The organism is Streptomyces sp. NPDC030143 (assembly GCF_055573695.1).
In genome coordinates this window covers 229,342-245,293 of record NZ_JBVIAY010000009.1, presented here as the reverse complement: position 1 = coordinate 245,293, position 15,952 = coordinate 229,342, and the positions used below count along the sequence as shown (strand labels likewise).

Below are 15,952 nucleotides of genomic sequence, written 5' to 3'. Positions count from 1 at the left end.
CGGGTCCTGCGTCCCGCCCCGGGCGCATGGAGGGCGGCCGACGGGTCCGCGGGGGCAGATGCGCGTGAGCGGACAGGCCACCGTTGCGCGCACGCGCCACCGGCCAGGCCCGTGGACGGCTTCTCCTCGCCCGGGCATCGAGAAGATCGGGCTCCCGCGCCGTATGTGGGGGCACGGGAAGCCGCCCCGGCCCCGCCCGCGCCACCCGATCCAAGGGACGTACCTCATGAACGCAACCGCCGCCATCGGCGTCACCGGCCTCGGCGTGATGGGCCGCAACCTCGCGCGGAACTTCGCCCGCAACGGCTACACCGTCGCCGTGCACAACCGCAGCGCCGGCCGCACGCGGGCGCTCCTCGAGGAGTTCGGACACGAGGGCGCGTTCGTCCCCGCGGAGACGGCCGAGGAGTTCGTGGCCGCGCTGGAGCGCCCCCGGCGGCTGATGATCATGGTGCAGGCGGGTGCGGTGACGGACGCGGTGATCGACGAGTTCGTCCCGCTGCTGGAGCCGGGCGACATGATCATCGACGGTGGCAACGCGCACTTCGCCGACACCCGCCGGCGGGAGGCCGCGCTGCGTGAGCGCGGCCTCCACTTCGTCGGCACCGGCGTCTCCGGCGGCGAGGAGGGCGCCCTGAACGGACCCTCGATCATGGTGGGCGGCTCCACCGAGGCCTACGCCGTGCTCGGCCCGATGTTCGAGAGCGTCAGCGCCCGCGTCGGCGGCGAGCCCTGCGCCGCCCACGTCGGCACCGACGGCGCCGGGCACTTCGTCAAGATGGTGCACAACGGCATCGAGTACGCCGACATGCAGCTCATCGCCGAGGCGTACGACCTGCTGCGCCAGGTCGCCGGCTACGCCCCCGCCGAGATCGCCGACGTCTTCCGCACCTGGAACGAGGGCCGGCTCGGCTCCTACCTGATCGAGATCACCGCGGAGGTCCTCGCCCACACCGACGCGGCCACCGGGCGCCCCTTCGTCGACATCGTGGCCGACGCCGCGGGACAGAAGGGCACGGGACGCTGGACGGTGCAGACGGCCCTGGACCTGGCCTCGCCGGTCACCGCCATCGCCCAGGCCACCTTCGCGCGCGCCGCCTCCGGCCAGAGCGAGTTGCGCGCCGCCTACGCCGGACTGCCGGGCGGCACCGCTCCCGCGCTCAGCCGCACCGAGGCGGCCCGCTTCACCTCCCAGGTCGAGCACGCCCTGTACGCATCCAAGGTCATCGCCTACGACCAGGGCTGGAAGATGATCCAGGACGCGGCGGGCGAGTTCGGCTGGAAGATCGACCTGGGCGAGGTCGCGGCCATCTGGCGCGGCGGCTGCATCATCCGTGCCTCCTTCCTCGACCGCATCCGCACCGCGTACGCCGCCGACCCGGGGCTCCTCAGCCTGCTCGGAGAGATGGAGTTCGCCATGGAGATCACCGACGCGCAGGTGCCGTGGCGCGAGACCGTGGCCGCCGCCGCCCGCCGCGGCATCCCGGTGCCGGCCTTCTCGGCGGCGCTCGCCCATTACGACACCCTGCGCGCCGAACGCCTCCCCGCCGCCCTCCTTCAGGGCCAGCGCGACTACTTCGGCGCCCACACCTACCGCCGCACCGACCGCCCCGGCTCCTTCCACACCCGCTGGGCCGAGGAGGGCCGCCCGGAGAGGGCTGCCGACTGAGGGGTCCGGGCACCGTGCCCGGGCGGACGGCCGCGCGGACCGCGGCCGGGGACGCGGACTCGCCCCGGACGCCGGACGCCGGGAGCCCGGGCCCGACGCGGGAACACCATGTCGGGCCCGGGCTCGGCGGGCGGGCGAGGGGGCGCGCACGCGGACGGCACGAACGGAGCCGCCGACCGGCGGCACCGGGCCGTCGCCGACCGGGGACCGGTGCGGCACCAGCGAGGTCGGCGCCCCGCGACGGCGGTCAGCGGGTCCGTGACCCAGGAGGGGCCGGCCGGCCGCACGCCCCTCTCGCGGACGTCACGCGCTCGGCGCGGGGAACGTCGGGTACTCCACGCCCGAGACGTGCTGGACGACGCGGACCACCTGGCAGGAGTAGCCGAACTCGTTGTCGTACCAGAGGTAGAGGATGGCGTTGTCGCCCTCCACCTTCAGTGCGCCCGCGTCGACGATCGAGGCGTGGCGGGAGCCGATGAAGTCGCTGGAGACCGCGTCGGGGGCGCTGATGAAGTCGATCTGGCGCTTGAGCGGCGACGTCAGCGACACGTGACGCAGGTAGTCGAGGACCTCCTCGCGGCCGGCCTCGCGGGCGAGCTGGAGGTTGAGGATCGCGATCGACACGTCCGGCACCGGCACCCGGATCGAGCTGCCGGTGATCCGCGCCTTGAGGTCGGGCAGCGCCTTGGCGACCGCGGAGGCGGCCCCCGTCTCGGTGATGACCATGTTGAGCGGCGCGGAACGGCCCCGTCGGTCCGACTTGTGGTAGTTGTCCAGCAGATTCTGGTCGTTGGTGAACGAGTGGACCGTCTCCACGTGCCCGCGCAGCACCCCGTACTCGTCCGCCATCGCCTTCAGCGGCGGGACGATCGCGTTGGTCGTGCAGGACGCACAGGACAGGATCTGCTCGTCCGGCTTGATCGTGTCGTGGTTGACGCCGTGCACGATGTTGGGGACGTCACCCTTGCCGGGCGCGGTCAGGACGACCTTGTCGATGCCGGGGCGCAGGTGCTTCGACAGTCCCTCGCGGTCGCGCCACTTGCCGGTGTTGTCGATCAGGATGGCGTTGGCGATGCCGTACGCCGTGTAGTCGACCTGCGTCGGGTCGTCGGCGTAGATCACCTTGATCTCGTTGCCGTTGGCGACGATGGTGCTGGTGGCCTCGTCGACCGTGATCGTGCCCTGGAACTGGCCGTGCACGGAGTCCCGGCGCAGCAGCGACGCCCGCTTGACGATGTCCTGGTCGCCGCCGCCGCGCACGACGATGGCCCGCAGCCGCAGACCGTTGCCCGAGCCGGACTTCTCGATGAGGAGGCGGGCGACCAGGCGGCCGATGCGGCCGAAGCCGTAGAGCACGACGTCGCGGGGCTCGCGCCGCTCGATCTTGTCGGCGCCCGTGGCGCCGGCCACCGCCTCGGCGGTGAAGTCCCGTACCGACAGGCCGCGCTCGTCGGCCCGGTAGGTCGCCGCGAGCATGCCGAGGTCGATCTGGGAGGGCCCGAGGTCCAGCGTGGTGAGGGCCTGAAGGAACGGGAGCGTCTCGGTGACCGAGAGTTCCGCACCGGCGATCTGCCGGGCGAAGCGGTGGGTCTTCAGAATGCTGACCACCGACTTGTTCACCAGGGAGCGGCTGTGCAGCAGGACCGTCACGTCCCGCTCCCGGTGGAGCTTCCCGATCATCGGGATCATCGACTCCGCGATCTCCTCGCGGTTCTTCCAGTTGGTGAACGAGTCGTCGTTGACAGTCACAGCAGTCTCTTTCGAGCTAGGAGGCGCTCATATGCTAACCCCCTGTTCATCCGGTCGTTCCAGTGGCCGCCTCCTTGCCCGCGGGGCGGCGCCGCCCGGTCGTGGCGGCGCGCTGCGGGCGCGCTCAAGTCGGCGACAGGCGGGGTGAGTTGGGGGAAGCTGGGCCGGGAAGGGGCCGGTCGAGGTCGGCGAAGGCCGGTGAAAGCCCGGGCCCAGGCGGCCGACCTCACCCCCGCGCTGCGCGGTATCCGGCCGGCCCGGCGCCGGCTGCCGGACGTCAGCGACGCGGTCGGCTACGCCGACGTGCGGCTGTGCGGCCAGCTCCGCGACTACTACCGGCCGAAGGCCGAGCGCAACGCCCGCCGCGCCCGGCGGGTCGAGCGCGCGGGCGTCGCCCTCGCGGCCCCGTCCACGCTCCTCGGCGCGGTGGCCGGTGCCTTCACCGCCGACCGGGCGGCGGCATGGATCCCCGTGGTGGCGGCGGTCTCGGCGGCCGTCGTCTCCCACGGGGCGTCCGCGCGCTACGTCGCCCTCGAGGTCGAGTACAGCACGACCGCCGACGAACTGGACCGGCTCCTGCGCTGGTGGCGCGGGCTGGAACAGCCCACCGACGCGGACGCCGACCGGCTGGCGCAGCGCACGGAACACATCGTCTCGGTGCAGAACGAGGGCTGGATGGCCAAGTGGACAGCGGACTGAAGGTGGGGCAAGGGTGGTCAAGGTGTTCATCAGCCACAGCACCAGTGAGGACCCGCAGACCGCGGAGTTGAGGGACGCCACGGCCAGTGGCCTGCGCGCACGCAACTACATGGTCCTGCTCGACCAGCACGTCAGGAAGCCCGGCCGTCCGTGGCGGCTGAAGCTCGCCGAGTTCCTCGGGGAGTGCGACGCCGCCCTCGTCCTGGTCAACTCCCACGCCCTCGGCTCGGAGTGGGTGCGGCGCGAGACCAACATCCTGCACTGGCGCAAGACCCTCCACCCCGACATGGTCCTCCTCACCGTCCTCGTCGACGACGTGACCGCGGGGCAACTGAAGGACTCGGCGCTGCGCTACCTCGCCGACGACGACATGGAACGCGCCCGCACCCACACCCCGTCGCACGAGGCGCGGCGGGTCGTGGAGCTGCACCCGTACGCGATCGGCGCCCGCATCAACTGCGCGATCGTGCTGCTGGACGACGGGGAGACCGACGCGGCCCTGGCCCTGGCCGACCGCTCGACCCGGGAACTGGAGGCGGCCGTCGGCCGCGGCCACGTGTGGGCGCTGGGCTGCGCGATGAACCACGCCTCCGCGCTGGCCGCCGCGGGCGACCCGCGGGCCGCCGCCGATCTCGGCCGGGACGCCCTCGACCGGGCGGTCGCCGCGGTGGGTGCCGGCCATGTGCTCGCTATCAACCTGGAGGCCGGGCTCGCCCAGGACCTGCGCACCCTGGGCCGGACCCGGGAGGCGGACGAACGGGAGCGCCGGGCGCTGGCCGGACTGGCCGCCAGCCACGGCGGGGACCACCACCAGAGCCACTACATGCGGTCCCTGGCCCGCCCCTACTGGGACTTCGAACCCCAGCCGATCTGAGAGACCCCGCGGCACGCCCTCCGGGACCGCGAACGGCCCGCACCTCGCATGCTCCTCGCGGCAGCGGGTACGCGAGGCCGGACCCTCCAACCGCCGCTACCTGGGGAGCAGCCATGGAAACCCCCGCCCACGAGAGCAACACCACCCCCGCCGCGCAGGCACTGGACGCGCTGGCCCGGGACACCGGGGACACGCAGGCACTGGACACGCTCGCCCACTCCGACGTCCTGGTGCCCGTGCCCGACGACGCCACCGACGAGGACGTCACCAACCCGAGCACCCTGGCCCTGCCCGTGCTGGAGCAGCCGGGGAGCGCACCCGTGGTGCCCGTGTTCACCTCCGAGCCGGAGATGGCCGACCTGCTGCCGGAGGTGGCCCGGTACCGCCTGGTGCCCCTCGGCGCGCTCGCCGCGCAGTGGCCGTCGGGCGAGCTGTCGCTGTCCATCGACGCGGCCGGCTCCCACCCCCTGACGCTCACCTCGGAGGGCGTACGCGCGCTGCTGGCCCGCTGAGCCCGGTGGTGGGCCGGGGGAGGCATGGGCGGGGCGCCGGCTCTCAGCCGGCCGGCGTCCGCCAGTCGGCCAGCATCCGCTCCAGCACGGCCCGCTGGAGCGGCAGCACCTCCGTGTGCAGGTCACGGCCCTTGCGGGTGAGGGCGACCCACACACCGCGCCGGTCCTCCACACAGACGGAGCGCTCCACCAGCCCGTCCTTCTCCAGCCGGCCGATCAGACGCGACAACGCGCTCTGGCTGAGGTGCACCCGTCCCACCAGGTTCTGCACCCGGCACTGGTCCCCGTCGCGGGGCGTCTCGGAGGCCAGGATGTCGAGCACCTCGAAGTCGCTCGCGCCCAGCCCGTGCGGATGCAGGGCTCGGTCGATCTCACACGTCGTTCGAGCGTGCACGGACAGAATGCCCCGCCACCGCTCCTCGAGCCCGGCACCGGCCGTTTTCGCTGCCATACCTGCACGGTAACACCGACGCCACCATTCATTTACCGTGCAACTAGTGCGGACGCAACGAGCTCGCTCCCGCGCCCCGGACGGTGAGGACGCCTGGGTGTCGCGGGCGACGAGGTCGCCGCTGCGGGCGGCCGTGACCTGGGTCGCCACCACCGGCATCGGCCACGTGAGCAGGTGGGTCGACGGCGGACGGGCGGCGAGGGCGGCGAGCGCACCGCGTCCGGCGATCGCGCGAACCGGCGTGACCGACCTCCCCGCAACGGACGCCCGACCGCGCGGCGGGTGGGTGCGGCGCACCGCTACGTCGACTCGCGCTTCACCAACTCCGTCGGCAGGATCACCGCAGCGGGGTCCTCGCCGCCGATCTGGGCCAGCAGGACCCGCACCATCTCGTTGCTGATGCGGTCCCAGGGCTGGCGGATGGTGGTCAGGGGCGGGGTGGCGGCGGTGGCGGCGGGGGAGTCGTCGAAGCCGCCGACCGCCACGTCGTCGGGGACCCGGCGGCCGGCGCGGCGCAGGGTCGTCAGGACGCCCTGGGCCATCAGGTCGGACGCGACGAAGACGGCGTCCAGGTCGGGGGCCTGGGCCAGCAGGCGCTCGGCGCCGGCCGCGCCGCCGGCGCGGCTGTAGTCGCCGGGGACGACGAGCCGTTCCTCGATCTCGATGCCCGCCTCGGTGAGCACCTCCTTGTAGCCGGCGAGCCGTTCGACACCGCCCGGGGTGTCCAGCGGGCCGGTGACGACGCCGATCCGGCGACGGCCCTGGGCCAGCAGGTGGCGCACCATGTCCCGGGCGCCGTCGCGGTCGTCGGCGGCCACATAGCTGACCTTGGACCCGATGCCGATGGGCTTGCCGCACGCGACCAGCGGGACGCCGGCCTCGCGCAGCTCGGTGGCGATCGGGTCGCCGAAGTGGTTGGAGACCAGCAGCACACCGTCGACGTGGCCGGCGGTGATGTACCGCGTGATGCGGCGCCGTTCGTCCTCGGTGCCGGCGAGCATCAGCAGCAGCGGGATGTCGTGCGCGGCCAGGGCCTGGGTGCAGCCGCGCAGCAGGACGTTGAAGTTGGGGTCCTCGAAGAACCGCTCCTGCGGCTCCGTCAGCAGGAAGCCCACCGAGTCGGAACGTCCGGTGATCAGCGAGCGGGCGTGCCGGTTCACGACGTAACCCGTCCTGCGGATGGCGGCGTTGACCGCTTCCTGGGCGGACGGGCTGACGTAGTGGCCGCCGTTCAGCACGCGTGAGACGGTGCCCCGGGAGACACCGGCCTCCCGGGCCACGTCGTGGATCGTCGGCGGTTTGCGTCGGCCCCCCGCACCTTGGTTCATGGTCATGACTTTACGGCCCCGGACAGCAGATCCAGGCTCCAGAACCGCTGAACGACCAGGAACAGCGCCACCAACGGGATCACCGCGAGGAACGCTCCGGTGATCACGAGCGTGTACAGGGCCGGGGCGGTCGCGCCCTGCTTGAGGAGCGTGAACAGACCGAGCGTGAGGGGGAACGTGGTGTCGTCGCTGAGCATGATGTACGGCAGCAGGAAGTTGTTCCAGATCGCGACGAACTGGAACAGGAACACCGTCACCAGTCCGGGCACCATCATCGGCAGCGCGATCCGGGTGAAGATCCGCCACTCGCTCGCCCCGTCCATCCGCCCGGCTTCCACGACGTCCGCCGGAACGGCCGCCGCGGCGTAGATCCGGGCCAGGTACACGCCGTACGGCGAGAGGATCTGCGGCAGCAGCACGGACAGGTAGGAGTCGGTCAGGCCCGCCTCGGCCATCAGCAGGTACTGCGGGACGGCCAGGATGATCGGCGGCATCAGCACGCCCGCGAGCAGGATGTCGAACATCGACTCACGGCCGCGGAAGCGGTAGACCGCCAGCGCGTAGCCGCTGACCGCCGAGACGCAGGTCGACAGCAGGGCGCCCAGACCGGCGTAGAGGGCGGAGTTGCCCATCCACTGCCAGTAGACGCCGTCGCGGTAGGAGTTCAGGCCCTCGACGTTGTCCAGGAAGCCCGAGCCCGGCCAGAACGTGAAGGTGGTGAACAGTTCGGTGCCGGACTTCGTGGACGCGATGATCACCCAGGCGACGGGCAGCAGGCAGTAGGCCGCTCCCAGCAGCAGGGTGATCGTCGGGATCAGCGCGATCCGGCGGCGCAGCGGCGGCCGGCCTCGGGCGGCGCCCGCCGCACCGGCGGCCGAAGGGGCTTTCCGGACGGCAAGAGAACTCATCGGGCTCCCCCCTCCTGCTTGGAACGGCGGTTCGCGGCGCGCAGGAAGCCGAAGGAGAGCATCAGCGTGGCGAAGGCGATGATCACGGCCTGGGCGGCCGCCCGGTGGATGTCACCGTTGCCGAAGGCGTCCTGGTACACCTTCATCAGCGGACTCCATGTCGTGGACACGGAGTTGGTGAGCGGTTTCAGGGTCATCGGCTCGTTGAACACCTGGAGCGTGGCGATGATCGAGAAGAAGAAGGTCAGCACCAGTGACGGCGTCACCATGGGGATCTTGATCCTCAGCGCGATCTGGAGCGGGGTCGCACCGTCCAGCCTGGCCGCCTCGTACACCTCGGCCGGGATCGCCTGGAGCGCGGTGTAGATGACGATCATGTTGAAGCCGGTGCCGCCCCACACGGCGATGTTGGACAGCGCGAGGTACAGCGGACCGCCGTCCAGCAGGTCGGGCTGCGGCATGCCGAACTTGTCGAGGACCCAGTAGAACGGGCTGACGTCCGGCAGGTACAGGAAGCCCCACAGCAGCGCGGCGACGACGCCGGGGATGGCGTACGGCAGGAAGATCGCGAGCCTGGTGACGGGGGTGAGGCGCACCTTGTCGGCGTCGAGCATCAGCGCGAACAGCAGCGCGAGACCCAGCATCACGGGGACCACGATGCAGCCGTAGCCCAGTACCCGCAGCGCGCCGTGCAGCAGTTCGCTGTCGGAGAGGGCGTCGGAGTAGTTCTCCAGGCCCGCCCAGATCTCCTTGCGGGCACCCGAGCCCAGGCCGAGTCCGGAGACCTGCACCTTGCGGAAGCTCAGGTGGACCGTGTAGCCGATGGGCAGGGCGAAGAAGAGGGCGAACAGGACTATTCCGGGGAGGAGGAAGGCGTACGGGGCCCCCTTGACCCCGTACGACTCCCGGCGCGCGGAGGTCACTCGGAGACCTCGAAGCCCTGCTTCTTCATGTCGGCCACCGTGTCGGACTGCATCTTGTCCAGGGCGGCCGAGAAGTCCGTCTTGTTCTTGGCGGCGATGCCGAACGCGTCCTTGAAGGTCGTGTAGGCGACGTTCACGTTGGGACCCCAGGCCGAGGGCGCCGTGGTCTTCGCGACCTCGGCGGCGATCTGGTAGAAGTCGGGCTGGTTGGAGAAGTAGGCGGGCGGGTCGGTGAAGGCGCCGCTCAGCTGGGCCGAGGTGGACGCCGGGTAGATGCCGCCCTCCTTGGCGAGGGCGTTGAGGGCGTCGCCGTTCGTGTTCAGCCAGGTGGCGAACTTGGCGGCGGCAGCCTTGTGCCGGGAGTCGGTGGTGACGCCGGTGGAGGAGCCGCCCCAACTGCCGGTGACGTCGCTGCCGGCGGTCCACTGGGGGAGCGGGGCCACGGCCCACTTGCCCTTGGTGGCGGGCGCGGCGCTCTGCAGGGTGCCCGGGGCCCAGACGGCGGAGACCCAGGCGATCTGCTTGCCGGTGTCGAGCGCCTTGTTCCACGCCGGGGTGTACATCGGCTGGTTGTCGATGGCGCCCTCCTTGACGAGGCCGCCCCAGAAGTCGGCGACCTTCTTCGTCGCCGCGTCGTCGATGCCGACCTTCCACTGGTCGCCGGCGGTCGTCCACCACTTGGCTCCGGCCTGCTGGGCGAGGCCCGCGAAGAGTCCGGAGTCGTTGGCGGAGAAGGTGGTGAGGTCGACGTCCGGGGCCTTCTTCTTGAGCGCGCGGGCGGTCTGCGCGAACTGCTCCCAGGTCGTCGGCACCGTCAGGCCGTACTTCTGGAAGAGGTCCTGGCGGTAGTAGAACATCATGGGGCCGATGTCCTGCGGTATCGCGTAGACGGCGTCCGTGCCGAGCGTGGTCTGCTGCCAGACGCCGTCGGCGAACTTGCCCTTCGCGTCGCCGACGGCATCGGAGATGTCGGCCAGCGCGTCATTGCTGACCAGCGTCGGCAGCGCCTGGTACTCGGCCTGGACCAGGTCGGGCGCCTTCTTCGCCTTGTGCGCGGTGAGGATCTTGGTGACCAGGTCGTCGCCGGACGCCTGCTTCTGCACCGTGACCTTGATCTGGTCGGTCTTGCCCGGCCCGTTGTTCCAGAGCTCGACGACCTTGTCCATGCCGGGCGTCCACGTCCAGTACGTCAGCGACACGGGGCCGGAGGCCTCGGTCCCGCCGTCGTCGTCGGACGAGCCGCAGGCGGCGAGTGCGGTGGCGCCGAGGACGACGGCGATGGTGGATGCCACGAGGCGTCGGCGCTTCGTGTTCGGCATGGATCTCTCCCCTGACCTGGGTCCCCGCCTCGTGCGGAAGACCTGCCACGCGATCGCACGACCCGGGGCCCTGCCCGTCGCTGAGGCCCCTGTCATGCTTCTGTGAGCGTTCACAGTAGAGAAACATCCCGGACCCTTGTCAATGGTTGTTGCTGTGCGGTTATGTTGGGCTCACACCGCTGACCACGTGTGTGCACGTTCCCAAATGATCGATTCAACGGGAGAGATCCATGCCGGAGACCACCCCCAAGGGCCTCACCAGGCTCGCCTTCGGTGGGGACTACAACCCGGAGCAGTGGCCGGAAGCCGTCTGGCGGGAGGACGTCCGGCTCATGCGGGAGGCCGGCGTCACCATGGTGAGCGTCGGGATCTTCTCCTGGGCACTGCTGGAGCCCGCTCCCGGCGCGTACGACTTCGGCTGGCTCGACCGGATCATCGACCTGCTGCACGAGAACGGCATCCGCGTCGACCTCGGCACGCCCACCGTCTGCCCGCCCGTCTGGTTCTACCGCGAACACCCCGAGGCGCTGCCCGTCACCCCCGACGGCGTGCGCCACGAGTTCGGCTCCCGCGCAGCGATCTGCCACAGCAACGCCGACTACCGCGCGGCGGCGGCGACCATCACGACCGCGCTGGCCGAGCGCTACGGCTCCCACCCGGCGCTCGCGATGTGGCACGTGCACAACGAGTACGGCGTCCCCGTCTCGGCCTGCTACTGCGACTCCTGCGCCGCCCACTTCCGCCGCTGGCTGGAGACGACGTACGGCACGGTCGACGCGGTCAACGAGGCCTGGGGCACCGCCTTCTGGGGCCAGCGCTACGCGGCCTTCGACCAGATCAACCCGCCGCGCACCACACCCACCGTGGGCAACCCGGGCCAGGCCCTGGACTACAAGAGGTTCGCGGACGCCACGATGCTCGAGAACTTCCGCGCCGAGCGGGACATCCTGCACCGCCTCGCCCCCGGCGTCCCGGTCACCACCAACTTCATGACGGCCCTCAGCCAGTGCGACTCCGTCGACTACTGGGCGTGGGGCCGTGAGGTCGACATCGTCAGCAACGACCACTACCTGATCACCGACGGCCGCCGCACCCACGTCAACCTCGCGATGGCCGCCGACCTCACCCGGTCCGTCGCGGGCGGCGCCCCCTGGATCCTGCTGGAGCACTCCACCTCGGGCGTCAACTGGCAGCCCCGCAACCCCGCCAAGGCTCCCGGCCAGATGGCCCGCAACTCCCTCGGCCACGTCGCGCGCGGGTCCGAGGGCGCCATGTTCTTCCAGTGGCGGCAGTCCCGGCGCGGCGCCGAGAAGTTCCACTCGGCGATGGTTCCGCACGGCGGCACCGAGACCCGCGTGTGGCGCGAGGTCGTCGAACTCGGTGCCTCCCTGGACTCCCTGAGCGCCCTGCGGGGCACCCGCACCGAGGCCGACGTGGCCGTCCTGTGGGACTGGCAGTCCTGGTGGGCACAGAACCTCGCCTGGCGTCCCAGCGAGGACGCCGACCCCCGCGAGCGCGCCGACGCCTTCTACGAGGCCCTCTACGACCGCCACCTCACGGTCGACTTCGCCCACCCCGAGGCCGACCTGTCGGCGTATCCGCTGGTCGTGGTGCCCGCCCTGTACCTGATGACGCAGGCGGCCGGCGACAACCTGAAGGAGTACGTCGCGAACGGCGGCACCCTCGTCGTGTCGTTCTTCTCCGGCATCGTCGACGAGCGCGACGCCGTCCACGAGGGCGCCTACCCGGGGGCGCTGCGCGACGTCCTCGGCCTGACCGTCGAGGAGTTCGCACCGCTGCTGCCGGGCGAGAGCGTCCGGATCACCGGCCCGGACGGCCCGGGGCTGAGCGGCGACGTGTGGACGGAGTTCGTGGTGCCGCGCGGCGCCGAGACCGTCTGGACGTACGCCGACGGCCTCACCGCGGGCCGGCCGGCCGTCACCCGGCACCGTCTCGGCGAGGGCACCGCCTGGTACGTCTCCACCCGCCTCGGTCACGAGGGCCTGGACGCGCTGCTCGGCCGGGCCGCGGAGGACGCGCGCCTCGCGCCGCGCGCGGACCTGCCCCGTGACGTGGAGGTGGTGCGCCGCAGCGGTGAGACCGGCAGCTACCTGTTCGCCATCAACCACACCGCCACCGACGCGAAGGTGCCGCTGGACGCGCCCGGCACCGAACTGCTGACGGGCGACCGTGCCGCCGGCTGCCTCGCGGTCCCGGCGGGAGCCGTCCGGGTCGTACGACTCGACGGCTGATCCGACTCCCCCTTCGCCCGTGGAGCCGCGAGCCGCGGGCGGAGGGGGTCCCTCACCCCGAGGGAACACCGCAGGGCCCCCCTCCACGCGGGGGCCCGTCCGGGCCATCCGGCCCCCTCCCCCTGACGTCGAAGGGACGACGGACGACGATGTTCCATCCCAGACGCACCCTCCGAGCCCTGCTCCTCCCGCTCACCGCGGGGCTCGCCCTCACCGCGCTGCCCGCGCAGACCGCCCAGGCGGCCTCGACGCTCACCAACGGCGGCTTCGAGTCCGACGGCACCGGCACCGCCACCCCGGCCGGCTGGTCGACCTACTCGGCGGCCGGCCAGAACACCGCCTCCTTCAGCGAGGCCGGCGGCCACGGCGGCGGCCACCGCCTGAGCCACTGGGCCTCCACCGCCTACAAGGTGGAGACGTACCAGTACCTGTCGGGGCTCACCAACGGCTCCTACAAACTGTCCGCCTGGGTGCGCTCCGGCGGCGGTCAGAAATCCGCCTACATAGCCCTGAAGAACTGCGGCGGCGCGGAACAGCGCACCGACCTGCCGGTCTCGGCCGACGGGTGGATCCACATCGTCACGCCGGTCCGTGTGACGAACAACCAGTGCACCATCAGCATCAACAGCGACGCGAACGCCGGCAACTGGATCAACGTCGACGACCTGACCTTCACGTCCGGCACGACCGGACTGTCGATCAAGGGCTCCGACATCTCCTCCCTCGCCAAGAGCGAGGCCAGGGGCGGCGTCTACCGGACCGCCTCCGGCACCACCGGCGACGCGGTCACCCTCCTGAAGAACGCCGGCATGAACTACGCGCGCCTGAAGGTCTGGGTCAACCCGGCCGACGGCTACAACAACAAGACGCGCGTGCTCGCCCTGGCCAAACGCGTCAAGGCCGCCGGCATGAAGCTGCTGGTCGACTTCCACTACTCGGACACCTGGGCCGACCCGGGTGCCCAGTCCAAGCCGGCCGCCTGGGCGGGCCACTCGTACAGCCAGCTCAGGACGGACGTGTACAACCACACGTACGACGTGCTGAACGCGCTGAAGGCCCAGGGCACCACCGCCGACATGGTCCAGGTGGGCAACGAGATCAACGGCGGCATGCTGTGGAACGAGGGCTCGACCTCGAACTGGTCGCAGCTCGCCGGTCTGCTCAACTCCGGCTACGACGCCGTCAAGGCGGTCAGCTCGTCCACCACCGTCGCCCTGCACCTCGCCAAGGGCGGTGACCTGGCCGGCACCCGCTGGTGGTTCGACAGCGCCGTATCCCGCGGCGTGAAGTTCGACGCCATCGGCCTGTCGTACTACGGGTACTGGCACGGCACGCTCTCCGACTTCCAGACCACGCTGGACGACGCGGCCGCCCGCTACGGCAAGCCGGTCTTCGTCGCGGAGACGGCCTACCCGTTCCGGCTGGACAGCGAGGACGCGCTCGAGAACATCATCGACACCACCGGTGAGCTCGTCTCCGGATACCCGGCGACCACGGCCGGCCAGCTCGCCTGGATGAACGCCGTGGCGAACATCGTGGAGGCCGTGCCGAACGGCCGCGGGCTCGGCGTCTTCTCCTGGGAGGCGACCTGGACCGCCGTCACCGGCAACGGCTGGGACCCGACCGACGCCTCCTCCGGCAACGGTTGGGAGAACCAGGCCCTGTTCGGCTACGACGACCGGGCGCTGCCCGCGATGGCGTGGTTCGGCCACCGCTGAACCACCTGACCCACCGTCGACCCACCGCTCCACCCCGCGCCCCAGGGGCCCGGCCGCCACCGCGCGGCCGGGCCCCGCCCGTCTCAGCGGACACCGCGTCCCCCCTCCCGTCGTGAGGGGAGAGGATGTTCGGTCCCGGCCAAGCCTGACGGACCCCGGGACACGGCGGCACCGCCTGCGGAAGAGTGGGAAGACGCGGTACGAGGGGAGCCCCGACCAAGGGACGGAGGGGACGACATGCTGAGGACTCCCGTGGGTGAACGGCGACTGGACATCCTGGAGTGGCTGAAGGAGCCCGAGCGGCACTTCCCGCCCCAGCGGCACGGCGACCTGCTCGAGGACGGCGTCGCCGCCGACGCGATCGCGGCGAAGCTCGGCGTGCGCCGCCCGGTCGCCGACACCCACCTCACCCTGCTCACGGATCTCGGCGTGCTGCGCGCCAAGCGGATCCGGCGCCGCACCTACTACCGGCGCGACGAGATGCGCATCGCCGAGGTGGCCCGCATGTTCGAGAAGGGGTGGTAGGCGCCGACGGGGGAGTGCTCGCCGACGTCACACCGCAGGATCCGGCGTTACCCTGGCGGCCGGCCGTGACCCACCCGTGAACCGGGGTCACGGGTGTCAGGCGGGAGACGTACGACATGACAGCCCCGAAGGACGCGAGCCTTCGCACCGCGGCCCCGCCGCGGCCGGCCGGCGCGGGACAGCTGCCGGTGGTCGCCGCGGTCGCGGCCGGCGGCGGCCTGGGCGCCACCGCCCGCTACGCGGCCGGCCTGTGGTGGCCCGCCGGGACCGGCTCCTTCCCCTGGACGACGTTCTGCGTCAACGTCGTCGGCTGCGCGCTCATCGGTCTCCTCCTGGTGCTGGTCACCGAGGTCCTGACGGTCCACCGCCTCGTGCGCCCCTTCGTCGCCACCGGCGTCCTCGGCGGGTTCACCACCTTCTCCACGTACGCGGTCGACCTCCAGCACCTGTTCGACACCGGTCATGCCCGCACCGCCCTGCTCTACCTCGCCGCGACGCCGCTCGCCGCGCTCACCGCGGTGTGGCTCGCTGCCACGGCGACCCGACGTGCGCTGACCGGGCGGACCGGACACGCGGGTAAGAGGTCGTTGTGAACTGGCTCATGGTCGTCGGGGGCGGCGTGATCGGCGCCCCGCTGCGCTACCTGACCGATCGCCTGGTGCAGTCGCGGCACGACTCGGCCTTCCCGTGGGGCACCTTCGTCGTCAACGTCGTCGGCTGCTTCACGCTCGGTGTGCTGACCGGTGCCGCCGCCGTCCCTCCCGACCTGCGGCTGTTCCTGGGAACCGGCCTGTGCGGGGCCCTCACCACGTACTCCACCTTCTCCTACGAGACGCTGCGGCTGGCCGAGACCGGCGCCGGGCTCCACGCCGTCGCCAACGTGCTCGGGAGCGTCGGGGCCGGTCTCGGGGCGGCGTTCGCGGGAGTGGCGCTCGGCCAGGCCGTGTGGCCCTAGGGGGCGCGTGCCAGGCGTCGCGAGCTGGGCTCCCCTTCCCTTCAAAGCCCCGGGGTGCACGGAATTCACA

General features: G+C 71.7%; 15 protein-coding genes. 9 read left to right on the top strand and 6 right to left on the bottom strand.

Features of this window, described 5'->3' with window-relative positions:
• Positions 1–226: 226 nt before the first annotated feature.
• Positions 227–1,669 (top strand): NADP-dependent phosphogluconate dehydrogenase, encoded by a 1,443-nt coding sequence (gndA, locus tag ACZ4YY_RS18445; RefSeq protein WP_468290777.1) that lies wholly within the window; start codon positions 227–229, stop codon positions 1,667–1,669.
• Between the two features lie 303 nt (positions 1,670–1,972).
• Here gndA and ACZ4YY_RS18440 read toward each other — a convergent pair whose 3' ends face one another.
• The gene (locus tag ACZ4YY_RS18440) at positions 1,973–3,418 is read right to left on the bottom strand and encodes a glyceraldehyde-3-phosphate dehydrogenase (RefSeq protein ID WP_468290774.1); all 1,446 of its coding nucleotides are present in this window, start codon (positions 3,416–3,418) and stop codon (positions 1,973–1,975) included.
• A gap of 198 nt (positions 3,419–3,616) precedes the next feature.
• Between ACZ4YY_RS18440 and ACZ4YY_RS18435 the strand changes: the two genes are divergently transcribed.
• From ACZ4YY_RS18435 to ACZ4YY_RS18425, 3 genes are all read left to right on the top strand, one after another.
• Positions 3,617–4,117, top strand: coding sequence for an SLATT domain-containing protein (locus ACZ4YY_RS18435; RefSeq protein WP_468290770.1), 501 nt, complete (start codon positions 3,617–3,619; stop codon positions 4,115–4,117).
• Positions 4,118–4,130: 13 nt separating this feature from the next.
• Complete coding sequence (locus ACZ4YY_RS18430; RefSeq protein ID WP_468290767.1) at positions 4,131–4,991, top strand: toll/interleukin-1 receptor domain-containing protein; 861 nt, start codon at positions 4,131–4,133, stop codon at positions 4,989–4,991.
• 113 nt (positions 4,992–5,104) lie between these two features.
• The gene (locus ACZ4YY_RS18425; protein ID WP_468290764.1) at positions 5,105–5,503 is read left to right on the top strand and encodes an SseB family protein; all 399 of its coding nucleotides are present in this window, start codon (positions 5,105–5,107) and stop codon (positions 5,501–5,503) included.
• A 43-nt stretch (positions 5,504–5,546) separates the two neighbouring features.
• Here ACZ4YY_RS18425 and ACZ4YY_RS18420 read toward each other — a convergent pair whose 3' ends face one another.
• From ACZ4YY_RS18420 to ACZ4YY_RS18400, 5 genes are all read right to left on the bottom strand, one after another.
• Positions 5,547–5,954, bottom strand: a complete 408-nt coding sequence (locus ACZ4YY_RS18420) for a MarR family winged helix-turn-helix transcriptional regulator (protein WP_468290761.1) — start codon at positions 5,952–5,954, stop codon at positions 5,547–5,549.
• A 299-nt stretch (positions 5,955–6,253) separates the two neighbouring features.
• The gene (locus ACZ4YY_RS18415; RefSeq protein WP_468290758.1) at positions 6,254–7,288 is read right to left on the bottom strand and encodes a LacI family DNA-binding transcriptional regulator; all 1,035 of its coding nucleotides are present in this window, start codon (positions 7,286–7,288) and stop codon (positions 6,254–6,256) included.
• Entirely contained in the window at positions 7,285–8,190 is a 906-nt protein-coding gene (locus ACZ4YY_RS18410; RefSeq protein WP_468290755.1) for a carbohydrate ABC transporter permease, read from the bottom strand. The genes ACZ4YY_RS18415 and ACZ4YY_RS18410 overlap by 4 nt, the downstream gene beginning before the upstream one ends.
• The gene (locus tag ACZ4YY_RS18405) at positions 8,187–9,113 is read right to left on the bottom strand and encodes a carbohydrate ABC transporter permease (RefSeq protein ID WP_468290752.1); all 927 of its coding nucleotides are present in this window, start codon (positions 9,111–9,113) and stop codon (positions 8,187–8,189) included. Before ACZ4YY_RS18405 ends, ACZ4YY_RS18410 begins: the two co-directional genes overlap by 4 nt.
• Positions 9,110–10,432, bottom strand: coding sequence for an ABC transporter substrate-binding protein (locus tag ACZ4YY_RS18400; RefSeq protein WP_468290749.1), 1,323 nt, complete (start codon positions 10,430–10,432; stop codon positions 9,110–9,112). Before ACZ4YY_RS18400 ends, ACZ4YY_RS18405 begins: the two co-directional genes overlap by 4 nt.
• Before the next feature lie 230 nt (positions 10,433–10,662).
• Here ACZ4YY_RS18400 and ACZ4YY_RS18395 point away from each other — a divergent pair, with 230 nt between their 5' ends.
• The 5 genes from ACZ4YY_RS18395 (at position 10,663) to crcB (ACZ4YY_RS18375) (ending at position 15,882) form a co-directional block, all read left to right on the top strand.
• Positions 10,663–12,684: a beta-galactosidase gene (locus tag ACZ4YY_RS18395; protein WP_468290746.1), complete on the top strand. Its 2,022-nt coding sequence runs from the start codon at positions 10,663–10,665 to the stop codon at positions 12,682–12,684.
• A 149-nt stretch (positions 12,685–12,833) separates the two neighbouring features.
• Positions 12,834–14,402 (top strand): glycoside hydrolase family 53 protein, encoded by a 1,569-nt coding sequence (locus tag ACZ4YY_RS18390; protein WP_468290744.1) that lies wholly within the window; start codon positions 12,834–12,836, stop codon positions 14,400–14,402.
• A gap of 237 nt (positions 14,403–14,639) precedes the next feature.
• Positions 14,640–14,927 carry an ArsR family transcriptional regulator gene (locus ACZ4YY_RS18385; protein WP_468290741.1) on the top strand — a complete coding sequence of 96 codons (288 nt, stop codon included), beginning with the start codon at positions 14,640–14,642 and terminating at the stop codon, positions 14,925–14,927.
• A gap of 116 nt (positions 14,928–15,043) precedes the next feature.
• Positions 15,044–15,520 (top strand): fluoride efflux transporter CrcB, encoded by a 477-nt coding sequence (gene crcB, locus ACZ4YY_RS18380; protein WP_468290738.1) that lies wholly within the window; start codon positions 15,044–15,046, stop codon positions 15,518–15,520.
• A complete protein-coding gene (crcB, locus tag ACZ4YY_RS18375) occupies positions 15,517–15,882 on the top strand; it encodes a fluoride efflux transporter CrcB (RefSeq protein WP_468290735.1) in 366 nt (121 codons plus the stop codon). Before crcB (ACZ4YY_RS18380) ends, crcB (ACZ4YY_RS18375) begins: the two co-directional genes overlap by 4 nt.
• The last annotated feature ends 70 nt before the right edge of the window (positions 15,883–15,952 follow it).

What these genes read in the sequence shown, in the direction of transcription:
- gndA (WP_468290777.1), top strand. Translation starts at nt 227, where the DNA reads ATGAACGCAACCGCCGCCATCGGCGTCACCGGCCTCGGCGTGATGGGC.
- ACZ4YY_RS18425 (WP_468290764.1), top strand. Translation starts at nt 5,105, where the DNA reads ATGGAAACCCCCGCCCACGAGAGCAACACCACCCCCGCCGCGCAGGCA.
- ACZ4YY_RS18420 (WP_468290761.1), bottom strand. Translation starts at nt 5,954, where the DNA reads ATGGCAGCGAAAACGGCCGGTGCCGGGCTCGAGGAGCGGTGGCGGGGC.
- ACZ4YY_RS18415 (WP_468290758.1), bottom strand. Translation starts at nt 7,288, where the DNA reads ATGACCATGAACCAAGGTGCGGGGGGCCGACGCAAACCGCCGACGATC.
- ACZ4YY_RS18410 (WP_468290755.1), bottom strand. Translation starts at nt 8,190, where the DNA reads ATGAGTTCTCTTGCCGTCCGGAAAGCCCCTTCGGCCGCCGGTGCGGCG.
- ACZ4YY_RS18400 (WP_468290749.1), bottom strand. Translation starts at nt 10,432, where the DNA reads ATGCCGAACACGAAGCGCCGACGCCTCGTGGCATCCACCATCGCCGTC.
- ACZ4YY_RS18395 (WP_468290746.1), top strand. Translation starts at nt 10,663, where the DNA reads ATGCCGGAGACCACCCCCAAGGGCCTCACCAGGCTCGCCTTCGGTGGG.
- ACZ4YY_RS18390 (WP_468290744.1), top strand. Translation starts at nt 12,834, where the DNA reads ATGTTCCATCCCAGACGCACCCTCCGAGCCCTGCTCCTCCCGCTCACC.
- ACZ4YY_RS18385 (WP_468290741.1), top strand. Translation starts at nt 14,640, where the DNA reads ATGCTGAGGACTCCCGTGGGTGAACGGCGACTGGACATCCTGGAGTGG.
- crcB (WP_468290738.1), top strand. Translation starts at nt 15,044, where the DNA reads ATGACAGCCCCGAAGGACGCGAGCCTTCGCACCGCGGCCCCGCCGCGG.